Raw genomic sequence first — 12,410 nt, forward strand, 5'->3', positions numbered from 1 at the left:
CAGAAAGTCGCTATCCTTTTCCAAATTGGACAAGTGGCACAACTTGGCGATTGGTTGGTGCTTTTGGCAATTCAACTTGGAGAGGCAGCATTACATTTGATACACCGCCAAAAATTTTAAACAATGCACACTAAATTACTCAACACAACTGCCTTAGCGGCACTCCTTTTCGTAACAAGTTGCTTAGATCACCGCCTGCCAACAAGCTCTGCTCAAATACAGTCGCAGGATGTAGCCACCAATCTTGCCGCTCCACTCGGCTTAGCCTTTGATGACAAAGGACAACTATGGATTACCGAAGTAGCTGCCGGAAGGGTTTCCGTCATGACACCTGACGGCAAAATTTACCCGGCCATTACGGGATTCAGCGTATCAGTAAGTCCAGAAAATACACCCGACGGCCTCAATCACTTGACTTATAAGGATGGCATCCTCTATATTCTGCACGGCGTGGACGAGAAAATGTACAAAGCGAATGTCGGGTCGTTTAAACCGGGTAATCCGCCGCTTACGGTTGCTCAACTAACAAGCGAACCCATTGGTCAATTTGTATTGGATTATAAATTCCCGGAAGATACCCAGGATTCTAATTTATATAATCTGATTTTTGGCCCCAATGGAGATCTGTACATTGCTGATGCGGGGCAAAATACTATTATTAAGCGCACGCCTGCCGGCGTACTCAGTGTGTTTGCTACGCTTCCCAGCATTCCTAACCCCACTATGGTTGGCCCACCTGTTATTCAGGCAGTAGCCACAGGAATTGCGTTTGACGGTCAAAAATTCTTAGTAACTTCACTGGTGGCTTCCCTTTTCCATCAGGCAAAGCACGGATTTATCAAATCGACCTTGCGGGAAATATCTCCATCTACCAGGATGGTCTCACCAGTTTGGTAGATATTATTCTCGGAGCTGGCAAACGCCCTATCGTTTTGACTGTAGCGGAATTCGGTCAAATGGGTCCTATTCCCAATACGGGCAGAATTACCAGCATCTCGGGTGGTCAGCCAAGTATCTGGATACAGGGCTTAAATTTGCCCACGTCCATTGTAGCAGGCGCCCCCAATACTTTCTATGTCAATAGCCTAATGGGAGGAACGATTAAGAAGTTATTCTATTAGCGGTTATTACCTTATCAAGCTCTTTTCAAATTAAAAAGAGCTAAAATGGTGGAAAACTTTATTACCATGTACAAACAACGAAGCCCCGCCAAATGGACGGGGCTTCATCATAAAAAATTGCTTTATTCTTATTAGAAGAATTTAGCACGATTATCTACCACTTTTGCATTTTCACGAATCGCTTCGTTCAGCAAGTAGCTTGCCTGCATATTTTTAGCCTGTAAGTTGGCTTTATACATAGAATAATCACCAATGGCTGGAGCAGGTGTATCCGTTATCTTTTCCATGATAAACACACCATTTTCTCCGGTAAAAACTTTTGATTTTTTACCAGCTTTTAGACCAAATCCTCTACCCAATGCGATTGGATCAAGACCTGCACTTGTCAGGAAGCCCGTAGCCAATGAAATATCATTTGCGTTTTCTACCAATGCACCTGCTCCGTATTTTTGAGCAATAGCTTCCAAAGTTGGAGCTTGAATAGTGCCTAATTTCTTAGCGATTTGTTCTGCTTTGGCAGCATTACGAACTTTCAATGTCAATTCGTCGCGGAAATCATTAATCGTAGGATTACTTTTTTCAGATTTACCTGTCAAAATTGCCACTACATATTGCTCATCTGTTTCAAAAACAGGCGAAGTCTGCTCCATTTTAGTATCATCATTGAATGCCCAACGAACAATTTCACGCGCATTTTGCAATGTATTGATATTCGTAGCTGATTCGGGAATGCGGTTGGCAGTTTGTACAATTAGTGCTTTATCTTTTTTCACGGATTCGTCAAAAGCAGTTTTTGATTTTGATTCCAATGCAAACTGGTCTGCTTTTGCATAAATCGCATCGCGAGTAGCCTGACTTGGTGTCATCGTTTTTCCAATCGCTGCTATTTTGTACAACACATTCGTTTTAGGCTCAGTCACTTTGATAATGTGGAAACCAAAGTCAGATTCAACCAAGCGAGGAATCAAACCTGTACTGGTCGCGGCGAAAACAGCATCATTAAATGGTTTCACCATCACTCCCTCGCGGAAATAACCTAAATCACCTCCTCTTTGTGCTGAAGCCTGATCTGTACTGTTAGCAGCGGCTAATTGTTCAAAATTGGCTCCTCCCTGTAATTGCTTCAACAAATCTGTCGCTTTCGTACGGGCAATTGCTTTCGCTGAATCGCTTGTACCTTCTGCACGAATCAAGATGTGACTTGCTTTTACCGTAGAAGACGTATCTAATTTAGTACCTCCGTATTTATAAATGAAATAGGTGTTTCCTTCACGATAAGGGCCGTTTACACTTCCCGGAATAAATGACTTTACAGCAACTTTCAATTGATCGGGCATTTCTGAAAGTGACCAATACAATTTAGTCGGTACATCAGAGTTGATACGGGCAAAAGTAGAGTCACTTGTTGAAGTGGCTAAGCCACGTGCCAAGTCTTTGATTTTGTTGTAAAGTTCTACACTATCCGACTTGGTAGGAACCATTGGGAAAGACACATACTGAATAGTACGTGAATCAAATCCTTTGTACTCGTCTTTGTGTTTAGCCAAATAGTCTTCCAACTGTGAGTCTGTTACCTTGATAGTTGTATCAACAACTGAGTAAAAAGGAACAAAAAGATAACGAAGTGACGCTTTTGTTGTCTGCGCCTGGTATTCTTTTTCGGCTTCAGCACGTGTTACGTAGCTACCCAGGCGAATCAGGTTTTCGTATTTTTGACGAAGACGATCCTGTGCTAAACTTTTTTCAAAATTTTGCCATGCCTGTTGTTGTACTGGCTGTAGGTTTTTGAGGTTTTTCAAGTAACTGATTACCTGAGTTTTGTCGAAAACGCCTGTTTGTGGGTTTGTAAATGACTGCTGAACGGCCGGGCTAACGTTGTTTCCCTGTACCATATCCACCAATTCTTCATTGCTTACCTTCAATCCCAAAGCATCGAATTCTTTTTTGTAAGCGTAATCTACGAGGTATTGATTCCAAACCTGCTCACGAAGGCTTTGCTGTTCGGCTTCCGAAGCAGCCCGGCCACTCTGAGCTTCAAACGCCTGACGCGCCTGATCTAACTTCAGTTGGAAATCTTTGTAATTAATCGTTTCTCCGGCAATTTCTCCTACCGTTTGGTTACCTCCTCCAAACAATGCCTGTGAACCAATAATGTCGCCTCCGACGATAAATAGCATCAAACTGGCGGCAATAACTATTACCGCAATCCCTGATCGCTCCCTGATTTTGTTGATTAACGCCATAGTTGCTTGCGCGTTATTGAGTTAAAAGTTAATTGTTAAATTAGTTAAAAGAAATTAAGGAAAAAAAGGGCTTCCAAAAATTGACCCGCAAAATAACATCATTTACTGCTACAATCCAACACTGATTCATTCTTTGTCAATTTTCATGCCAACCTTTCCTAAAATTAGTAAGGCAAAACCCACAACTTTTTGGTGATGACAGAATGGCTTGAACTTCCAATTCGTAACACATAAGCCCCGGGTGCCAAACGCGGAAGTTTTACAAGTTGAGAATTTATGAAATCCGGTATTTGGTTATCATAGACCAAACGTCCTTCTTCACTAAGTACCTGCAAACGAGCATTTTTAATATCATCATAACTTTCTATTGAAAAAACACCGTCGAGGCTGGGATTTGGATAGACATTCAACCCATTTCCCGACAAATCAAGTACAAAATTATAATCCAACGATGGCAATGAGGAACACATTTTGGTGGATTCTAAAAAATAAAATGCCGTTACATTATAGTTTCCTGTCTTTGGCCCTTTCAAAAAATTGTCCATTGTAATTTTTTGTTCGCCCTCAAAATTCCAACGAAACTGAATATTGGGCAAGTAGTCTCCCTGAGCCTGCATTATAAAATTACTCGTTTTTTCAATTACCGGCTGTTTGGGAATCGGGCTAACCTCTACAACGGTTTCAGCAGAAGGCAATGACATACACCCCCAACCATCTAACGCTCTGACAGTATAATGACCCGATTGCCTCACCAATAATTGTTGACTCGTTTCTCCATTGCTCCAGATATTCGTTTGGAGCGAGTTGGAATTCAACGTCATGGCTTCGTTTTCACAAAAACGAACCAATCCGGTTGGTATGACAGTAGGAGCAGGAGGCAAAGGGTACACCGTAACCGATACCGCTTTGGAATAAGGTGAAAAACAATTGTACTGATTGGAAGCACGCACAGCATAATCTCCCGATTCTTTTACAACAATGGTAGAGGTTTTTTGCCCCCCAATCCACTCGAGTGTGTTAGTTGTCAAGGCTATATTCCCACCTTCCACCTCCAAAGTCAATGTTTTGTCGGCGCAGAATGCCAAAGGACCTTTCGCAATGATTGTGGGTGCAACAGGAACAGGATTCACCACAGTTGATACGGCTTCCGAAGGCAACGACCAGCATCCGTTTTCGTCCCGAACTCGAACTGTATAATTGTTTGATTCAGAGGTTGTAATACTGCGTGAAGCAGCTCCGTTGCTCCATTGGTAGGCAGAAGCGGCCTGCGTTACAAGCTCTACATTTGCTCCCTGACAAAAAGTAGTGGCACTGTTGGCGGTCACAATTGGAGGAGAAGGTCGGGGGAGTTCCTGAAAATTACTTTCACCAATCTCAATGGAAGGGGAATATAGAAAATTACCAGAAACGTCTTTGACTTTTATCCGATACTTACCACTGCCTACGGTAACTGCTTTTTCATTCCCTCCGATATTCCATTGTGTTTCTGCATACCCTCCCTGAGCAATAAGTTTTATTTGTCCATCTTCAGCGCAACCTGCTTTGACCGTAGGAAGCGGCAAAGCACCGCGGGGATTGGAATTATTAAAAAAATCAGAAGTTAAGCTGTTGTTCCAGGCTTGAGCCAAAGTGACCAACCCGCTCCCCTGAATATGAACCCCATCGGGTCGGGGAATTTGAATCTCATCCGTATAAGGGCCATTAAATACGTTAGGTACGCTGCTGACAACCTTGTTTTGGGCATTAATGACTGCGGTCTTTGTATTTGCATTATAAGATACTCTCGATAGTACCCAACTGATGTTATGTCCAGCATCATTTCGACTTTGTCCAATTACCTGTTGAAGATTGGATACGATTTCAGATTCCGGCAGTTCAAATTGCGTATCAGATTCGCCTTGGTGCCAAAGTATCGCCCGAATCCCTGTCAATGAAGCAAATTGTCGAAGAGCTACCCGCATCTGAGAATAAGGAAGCTGATTCATATAAACACCGCCAACGTAGGGGTTTTGCGCCAATCCATTGGTACTTTCTCGCCACGCTCTGCTGGTCGTTCCTTCTAAAGCAGCGTTATAAAATAAGACCGGGACATTAAGTCGGGCAACTAACAAGTCCCCCAACGCGCCCCACGACCAAGCAGAATAACCATAAGGAGCAATGTAACTGTCAGAATTTAAGTGAGAAAACGAAGGCTCAGGAAATTCATTGGGTTCAAATCTGGCATTGAGGTAGTTAAAACAACTGACCCTGTCTTCGTAGGCCGGCGGTGCTCCATAATTTTGAATTCCTCTGGCATTGGATTGCCCCGCGACTACAAACACCTCCCCGATTCCGACCCGATCTACTTCTGTGCTTTCACTGATTTGTCCATTTCTTATCAATCTCACTTTCAACTTATACCAACCTCCGGTTGCCGAGATTGTGCCTGAGAATAATCCTCCAGCGGGCTTTTGTTCAATGAGTTGCCAATCTATAGCGGTACCTTGCCCCGCTGACACGGGTTCTAAAGCAACCTCTACCCTGTCAGGAATTTCCTGTTTATAGGTACCTACCACAACAAATGAAGCAGTGTTCGTGTTGGAGCGCTGAAAAACTATCCGAGAAGTAGGGAAACTGACAGTTACTTGAGAAAAAACAGGAATTACGACCAGAAAAAACAAAGCCGATAGCACCCAATTACGACTCAAACACCTAAATACCGCACAATAATCGGGTTCGGGCATTCTACTTTACCTTAATGTATGAATACAAAAAGTTTCAAAATTAGCGAATCATGGCGGGAAGGCAAAAATTTGGTATAAAAAAAGAGGCTGCCTCGCTACGGAGACAACCTCTTTTTCAATTGTTAACCGCTCATTATTAACGCGATACGTATTTTTTTCCGTTTGAATATTTAAAGTCAGTACTGCTTTCAAAGTCAGTTTTGTCAAAAGCTGCTCCATCGTTGAAATCGGCGTATTTAAAATCAGCATGACGTTGAAAACGGCCGCTTGTAAAGTTGACTTTTTCGCTAAACTCCGCATATTTAAAATCAGCATAATCACGAAAACGGGTATCATGAAACTCCGCCTTATCGCTGAAATCTGCATATTTGAAGTTTGCATACTCGTTGAAGTTGATAGTGGCAAAAAACGCATCACTGCGAAACTTCGCATACTTAAAATTTGCCTGATGCTCAAATTTGCTGCCTGAAAAATTGGAAACTTTGGAGAAAGTAGAATATTTAAACTCGCTGCCTCCCGTAAAAGTACAATTTTCAAATACGACATTTTCCCGAAAATCGGTCGAATAGGTTTTTCCTCCGTTGGTGATGTCTATATTAAAAACTCGGTTGGTTTTTCCTTCCTCCAGATGTTTGTAAGCAATCACATCTCCCTTGAAAGTACAGTTACGAAATACAATCGGCACTTCCACTGTGGTTTTGATTTCTTCCCAGTCGCGATTTTCATTTTTGATTTTTCGATTGGAAAGTTCCGTCAAATCCAAATCTCCAATAACGACAACACCGTCGTACTGGACAGATTGCTTTTTGTCAATGGCGTTAAAGATTTCTTTGGCGGATACTTCTTTTTGGGCGTTTGCCCCCATAAATGTGAAAGCTGCAATTGCGAAGGTGAATAAAAATTTCATTGCTGTATGGACTGTTTAGATGAATAAAAACGGTTTCGACAATAAGATGCAAAAGGGTCGGGCGAAGTTGCACTGTTTCGCATTTAATTTTCAAATTCTTTTCCATCCCGAGCGTACCAGTAGCTCCGCGTCACTTCCGTCAATGGTTTCCAATTGTTCAAATCAAATAGACCGCTGCCTGTGGAAGATGCCATTATTTTATAAACTTTCACGGCTTTCATTTTACGATTCCACGTTAATTTTTGCCCTTCTTGGCATACTTCTGGTTTTTTAGAATCTGCAATGATGAAATACGCGGCCTGACTTCCAAATACTTTGGCAATTCCTTTTTCGTCAATACAAACCGATGTTTTCTCATCCACTCCGATGCCTTTCGCCTTCATATTCCAATCGGATTTCATCCGAGCCAAAAACGCCAAGTGACGCCCGTGCCGGCTTCGGTTGCTGTAATGCGTATCGGTAATGGTATTTTTCAGAATCGGAATATCAATAAATCCACCCTTCAACAACGTCATTTTGGGGTGAAAAGGGTTCGTGAGCGCTTCCTCGGAAGTAATCCCGTCATTGAGCGCGGCAAAACCTACTTCTCCCAAAATGGCACAACCGGCACTTGTACCGCCAACGGGCACTTTTTTGGTATGAATCAGGTAGTTGATAGCGTCTTCTACGGGGGTATCCTGCCAAAATTTTACGTAATTTCCTTGGTCGCCCCCTGCAATAAAAAGTAGTTCGGCCTGTCGAATACGATGGGCTACTGCGGGATTTTGGGCTAATTCGCGGCTGTTAATCAGTAACGTTTCGACTGAGTTAACGCCTCCCAGTCCATAGATAAAATCATTGTATCCCGTTGCTCCGCTTGCGCGGATAATCACTACGTCGCCTCCTTTGGCACGGTCAATCATCCACAGAAGTGCTTCTTTTACATCCGTACTTCCTCCTCCGAGCACAAACCCGTTGACAGTAGGAACGTTGACATCAGAAGTATCACCGGTGATACCTATGGAAGAAGGCTGTTTAGATTGGGATAGCCCCACTTGAACAACCGCCACGACCGGCAATAAAAGAAGAAAAATGGATTTGAAGGGCATGTTGTCTTTATCAAAGTAAATCCCTATTTTTTTAATTAATTTAATCAAAGTAAATTTACGGCTATTTTCTTCCTCCGATTTATCATAAATGGCAATTACATTGACAATCAGTACTTCTTTCTCTTCGGTAATCAGATAGTTGATTACCCTAAACCCACCGCTTTTCCCCTTGTCCTTTCCTCCCAAACGCACTTTGTAAAGTCCTGCGCCAAGCGATTTCCCTAACTTGGGATTTTCAAGTAATTGAGCCTCAAAATTTATCAACTCTTCAGCTAATCCAGGGAATTTTTTCAGGAACTTCTTTGCGTCAGTCCGACATGTCTCATGAAACTCAACCCTAACTCTCATTTAAAATCTGATCCAATGTGTAGGTTTTTCCTTTGCCTTCCTTCACTTTTTTAACATCTTTTAAGCCTTTTTCAATTTTGGAAAGCAAACGGGAGTTTTCAGTAGAGTTCTGTTGCTTTTTCAGTAAGTCCAAAAATTCATCACGAATATGGGGACTGAGTGAATTATAGATTTCCAACAAAGCCGATGCTGTTTTCATAAACTATTATTTTTATAATGAACAAATCTACGGAAACCCATTTTATTGTCCAAACAGAGCAAAAAGTGTGCGAAGTATTGATTACAGGAAGCACGGCAAATTCAATTGTAATTATGCTGTTTGTTGATTAAAAGTTAGAAAAAACCGACCTTTGACAAAGATACAAAACCAAATTCTGCTCAAATGAAAAGTATTCATTCATTAGTTTATATAATTAGTTTCTCTTCTATTCTCGTCGGTTGTAGTCCCAAAATAACCACAACCGCAAAAAAACCAGAAAGCACTCATTTAGCACTCGGAAATCCAAGCAACGCTCAAACCAATCTTTCATCCCCTGATAACTATTTGATTGTTAAGCCTCAGTATGCTTTATCCTACAATCGTTCAAAGGGTCATGCCAATTGGGTTTCGTGGGAGCTTTCTAAAAGTTGGTTGGGAAGTATTGACCGACAAAATGATTTCCGCCCCGATGAAACTTTGCCCTCATCCTGGCACAAAGTAACACCCAACGAATACACAAATTCAGGTTTTGATCGTGGGCATTTGTGTCCGTCGGCCGACCGTACCTCTACCGCCGCCAATAATTCGAGCACCTTTTTAATGACCAATATGATTCCGCAGGCACCCGAACTCAATCGGGAATCATGGGCTTTTCTGGAAGAATTTTGCCGAGAATTAGTGGGACAAAAACACAAACTGTTCATTGTAGCCGGCACCTATGGCACAGGAGGAGAAGGAAGCAAAGGAACACTCAGTCAATTGGATAACACCGTCAATGTTCCGTCTCGTATTTACAAAATCATCACCATATTGCCCGAAAATGGCACGATGAACGACATCAATGCCGATACTCCCGTCATAGCCGTTGACTTTCCCAACAAAAACAGCGCAGTACAAAATACAGGTTGGCTGCGCTACATTACGACCGTATCAGCGATTGAAAAGAAAACAGGATTTGCTTTTTTCAGCAACGCCCCTACCTCTATTCAAAACGCGCTCCAAACCAAACGGTTTGATTATCAGTCAACTCCGCTGAACGTAGATTCAAAGTGTCGAGTTCACAATGGAAATTCATTATACATCGGCAAAAGCGGCGGCTGTTATTACATTAACGCCAAAGGAAACAAAACGTACGTAGAGCGGGAATTGTGTAATTGTCAGTAATTCAAACCATTATACTCCCCAAAGCGAAATCATCAGCGTGCGTGTGCCGCCGTAATTTCGGTGCTCGCACAGATAAATTCCTTGCCAGGTTCCCAAGGCTAATTGTCCGTTTTGTACGGGAATTAATACAGAAGAGCCCAACAAAGCCGCCTTCAAATGAGCAGGCATATCATCCGAACCTTCGTAATCATGCAGATAATCAGGGTCTTTCTCGGGAACGGCCTTGTTAAAGAAGGTTTCAAAATCCTTTCTTACTGTTGGATCGGCATTTTCATTGATAGTCAGCGAAGCGGACGTATGTTGAATAAATACCTGACACATTCCCATTTTTATCTCTCTGAGTTGCGGCATTGCCTGTAACACCTCACCCGTAATCAGGTGAAATCCTCTTCTCCTTTCTTTTAATTGCAAACGTTGCTGAAAAATCTTCATACGACAGCACAAATAATGGCTTAAATTGTTCGCAAAGATAGAGTTAACCTCGAAAAGCAGAAGGAGTCATACTCGTATGTCTTTTGAAAAAATGGTTAAAATGAGCCGGTTCTTCAAACCCTAAACTGTAACTGATTTCGGCAATGTTCCAATGGGTATGTTTCAGAAGCGCCTTGGCCTCCCTTGCGAGTCTTTCCGATATTTGGCCCGTTGTAGTTTTGCCCGTACTCAATTTAATGGCTCGGTTCAAATGATTTACGTGCACATTCAGTTGCTCGGCAAAATCTTTGGCCGAACGCAACGCAAACTGCTGAGAAGGTGATTCAATCGGAAACTGCCGTTCCAATAACTCAGAAAATACGGCTGTCAGTCGGGTGTTGGCATCTATGTTTTGGTAGAGTTTTTCGGAAGGCTGCATTTTGAGCGCGTTATGCACTATTTCCATGATGTAATTCCGAATCAATTCATACTTGAATCGGTAGTCAGACCCTAACTCTTCCAGTATTTTTTCATAGATTTGGCTTACATTTTTATCCTGTTCCTCATTAAGCTTGTAAGCGGGCTTCCCTCCTGCTACATACATTGGCAAGTCTCTGAGGCTGTTGCGCATGTATTCGTTAAAAAACTCCCCTTTGAAAATACAGAAATACCCCGAGCGTGTATCGCCCAATTGCTCAAACGTGTAAGGCACCTGAGGATTAAAAAACAACAGGGTCGTCCCCGATACTTCCAGGCTTTTATCCGCGTAATGATACACAAAATGACCTCTGATGAGCGATATTTTGTAATATTCACGACGCGTATATTGAATCGGAGGCTTACTGACCAATCCGTGGTTTTCAATACGAAACGCATTGAAATGCCCTAAATCTTTCTGTAAATCGTCGGGCATTCCGTTGAGTTTCTGACGGTAAAAATCTTCGAGAGTTTCCGTTTTCGCCATGGTTGCAACAGTCAATGAATGGGGTTATGCTTTACGGTCCGCTCCCTGCCGCTCCAACATCCAACCGGGATATTCGGGCGACAATTTGCTGATTCGGTCCAATTTTGCAAGTTCGTCGGATGTTAACGTTACGCCCGTTGCTTTCAGGTTATCTTCCAGTTGTTCAGGCCTTTTAGCACCAATAATGACGGTCGTAACCACTGGTTGATGTAACAGCCATGCCAGCGCAATCTGCGCCACTGACACCTCTTTTGTCAAAGCGATTTCCTGCATCATATCAATAACGTCATACGCTTTCTCTTTGTTGACCGGAGGAAAATCAAAATTCACGCGACGAGAATCTTCCGGCGAAGTATGACGACCGTATTTACCGCTCAATAATCCACCTGCCAATGGACTCCAAACCATCAATCCGAGTTTTTGGTCGGTAAGCAGCGGCACAATTTCCCGTTCAATGTCTCGTCCTGCTATGGTGTAATACGCCTGCAAAGAAACAAATTTGGCTAAATGATTTCGTTCAGAAATTCCCAACGCTTTCATAATATGCCAGGCAGCCAAGTTGCTGCAACCAATATACCGCACTTTTCCGCTGCTGACCAAGCTATCTAAGGCCGAAAGCGTTTCTTCCAAAGGGGTAAGTGGATCAAAACCATGGATTTGATACAGGTCAATGTAATCCATTTGCAGGCGTTTCAGGCTTTCGTCCACTTGCTGCAAAATGTGTTTACGCGTGAGGCCGGTTTCATTCGGCCCGCTTCCCATTTTGCCCCGTACTTTCGTCGCAATCACCAAATCATCACGTTTCAGTCCTAAATTCCGAATGGCCGCTCCAGTCATTTGCTCACTCAAGCCTTCGCTGTAGACATTGGCGGTATCTATAAAATTAATTCCTGCCTCAACCGAATGTTCTACCAACGTATTTACTTCTTCCTGAGGTAGTGTTCCAATCGCTGTCCACATGCCTTTGCCTCCAAAGGTCATGGTTCCCAAACATAATTCCGATACTCGGAGTCCCGTGTTTCCTAACAAATTGTATTTCATTGTCTGTTTGATTTAAGTGAACTGAGTTTGTTTTTTGTTGTGCAAAAGTACTCTTAAAATCCTACCCACCATTTGCCAGAATCAAACGGATAATTGCGCGAATCAAACAATTGGATTCAGTTGCTTTTAAAACGAAGGGACAATAAAGCGACGAAATAAAGTAAAACAGCGCTGAATAATCCGCCCTGCAATCAATTCTTG

11 protein-coding genes are annotated in these 12,410 nt (G+C 42.6%); 3 read left to right on the forward strand and 8 right to left on the reverse strand.

The features are described from left to right. The first annotated feature begins 123 nt into the window (after positions 1-123). A complete protein-coding gene (locus Q0081_RS08310; RefSeq protein ID WP_298351346.1) occupies positions 124-897 on the forward strand; it encodes a ScyD/ScyE family protein in 774 nt (257 codons plus the stop codon). Then, positions 891-1,121, forward strand: coding sequence for a hypothetical protein (locus tag Q0081_RS08315; RefSeq protein WP_298351349.1), 231 nt, complete (start codon positions 891-893; stop codon positions 1,119-1,121). Before Q0081_RS08310 ends, Q0081_RS08315 begins: the two co-directional genes overlap by 7 nt. 131 nt (positions 1,122-1,252) lie before the next feature. On the opposite strand, the gene Q0081_RS08320 is transcribed toward Q0081_RS08315, so the two are convergent. The 5 genes from Q0081_RS08320 to Q0081_RS08340 form a co-directional block, all read right to left on the reverse strand. Next, complete coding sequence (locus Q0081_RS08320; protein WP_298351352.1) at positions 1,253-3,364, reverse strand: SurA N-terminal domain-containing protein; 2,112 nt, start codon at positions 3,362-3,364, stop codon at positions 1,253-1,255. A 164-nt stretch (positions 3,365-3,528) separates the two neighbouring features. Then, the gene (locus Q0081_RS08325) at positions 3,529-6,087 is read right to left on the reverse strand and encodes a sialate O-acetylesterase (protein ID WP_298351355.1); all 2,559 of its coding nucleotides are present in this window, start codon (positions 6,085-6,087) and stop codon (positions 3,529-3,531) included. 136 nt (positions 6,088-6,223) lie between these two features. Continuing rightward, complete coding sequence (locus Q0081_RS08330; RefSeq protein WP_298351358.1) at positions 6,224-6,994, reverse strand: pentapeptide repeat-containing protein; 771 nt, start codon at positions 6,992-6,994, stop codon at positions 6,224-6,226. An 83-nt stretch (positions 6,995-7,077) separates the two neighbouring features. Beyond that, entirely contained in the window at positions 7,078-8,430 is a 1,353-nt protein-coding gene (locus tag Q0081_RS08335) for a Type 1 glutamine amidotransferase-like domain-containing protein (protein ID WP_298351361.1), read from the reverse strand. Continuing rightward, positions 8,420-8,629: a hypothetical protein gene (locus Q0081_RS08340; protein ID WP_298351364.1), complete on the reverse strand. Its 210-nt coding sequence runs from the start codon at positions 8,627-8,629 to the stop codon at positions 8,420-8,422. The genes Q0081_RS08335 and Q0081_RS08340 overlap by 11 nt, the downstream gene beginning before the upstream one ends. Before the next feature lie 183 nt (positions 8,630-8,812). On the opposite strand from Q0081_RS08340, the gene Q0081_RS08345 reads away from it, so the two are divergent. Further along, complete coding sequence (locus Q0081_RS08345) at positions 8,813-9,793, forward strand: DNA/RNA non-specific endonuclease (protein ID WP_298351367.1); 981 nt, start codon at positions 8,813-8,815, stop codon at positions 9,791-9,793. Between the two features lie 9 nt (positions 9,794-9,802). On the opposite strand, the gene Q0081_RS08350 is transcribed toward Q0081_RS08345, so the two are convergent. From Q0081_RS08350 to Q0081_RS08360, 3 genes are read right to left on the reverse strand one after another with little or no spacing between them, the layout of a single operon-like run. Further along, positions 9,803-10,225, reverse strand: coding sequence for a secondary thiamine-phosphate synthase enzyme YjbQ (locus Q0081_RS08350; RefSeq protein ID WP_298351369.1), 423 nt, complete (start codon positions 10,223-10,225; stop codon positions 9,803-9,805). Between the two features lie 43 nt (positions 10,226-10,268). Further along, positions 10,269-11,168 (reverse strand): AraC family transcriptional regulator, encoded by a 900-nt coding sequence (locus Q0081_RS08355; RefSeq protein WP_298351372.1) that lies wholly within the window; start codon positions 11,166-11,168, stop codon positions 10,269-10,271. Positions 11,169-11,192: 24 nt separating this feature from the next. After that, positions 11,193-12,209: an aldo/keto reductase gene (locus tag Q0081_RS08360; protein ID WP_298351375.1), complete on the reverse strand. Its 1,017-nt coding sequence runs from the start codon at positions 12,207-12,209 to the stop codon at positions 11,193-11,195. Between the last annotated feature and the right edge of the window lie 201 nt (positions 12,210-12,410).

The organism is Runella sp. (genome assembly GCF_027484545.1).
In the GTDB taxonomy this organism is placed as follows: Bacteria; Bacteroidota; Bacteroidia; order Cytophagales; family Spirosomataceae; genus Runella.

Coding starts and splice junctions, on each gene's coding strand:
- Q0081_RS08310 (WP_298351346.1), top strand. CDS start 124: ATGCACACTAAATTACTCAACACAACTGCCTTAGCGGCACTCCTTTTC.
- Q0081_RS08320 (WP_298351352.1), bottom strand. CDS start 3,364: ATGGCGTTAATCAACAAAATCAGGGAGCGATCAGGGATTGCGGTAATA.
- Q0081_RS08325 (WP_298351355.1), bottom strand. CDS start 6,087: ATGCCCGAACCCGATTATTGTGCGGTATTTAGGTGTTTGAGTCGTAAT.
- Q0081_RS08330 (WP_298351358.1), bottom strand. CDS start 6,994: ATGAAATTTTTATTCACCTTCGCAATTGCAGCTTTCACATTTATGGGG.
- Q0081_RS08335 (WP_298351361.1), bottom strand. CDS start 8,430: ATGAGAGTTAGGGTTGAGTTTCATGAGACATGTCGGACTGACGCAAAG.
- Q0081_RS08340 (WP_298351364.1), bottom strand. CDS start 8,629: ATGAAAACAGCATCGGCTTTGTTGGAAATCTATAATTCACTCAGTCCC.
- Q0081_RS08345 (WP_298351367.1), top strand. CDS start 8,813: ATGAAAAGTATTCATTCATTAGTTTATATAATTAGTTTCTCTTCTATT.
- Q0081_RS08350 (WP_298351369.1), bottom strand. CDS start 10,225: ATGAAGATTTTTCAGCAACGTTTGCAATTAAAAGAAAGGAGAAGAGGA.
- Q0081_RS08355 (WP_298351372.1), bottom strand. CDS start 11,168: ATGGCGAAAACGGAAACTCTCGAAGATTTTTACCGTCAGAAACTCAAC.
- Q0081_RS08360 (WP_298351375.1), bottom strand. CDS start 12,209: ATGAAATACAATTTGTTAGGAAACACGGGACTCCGAGTATCGGAATTA.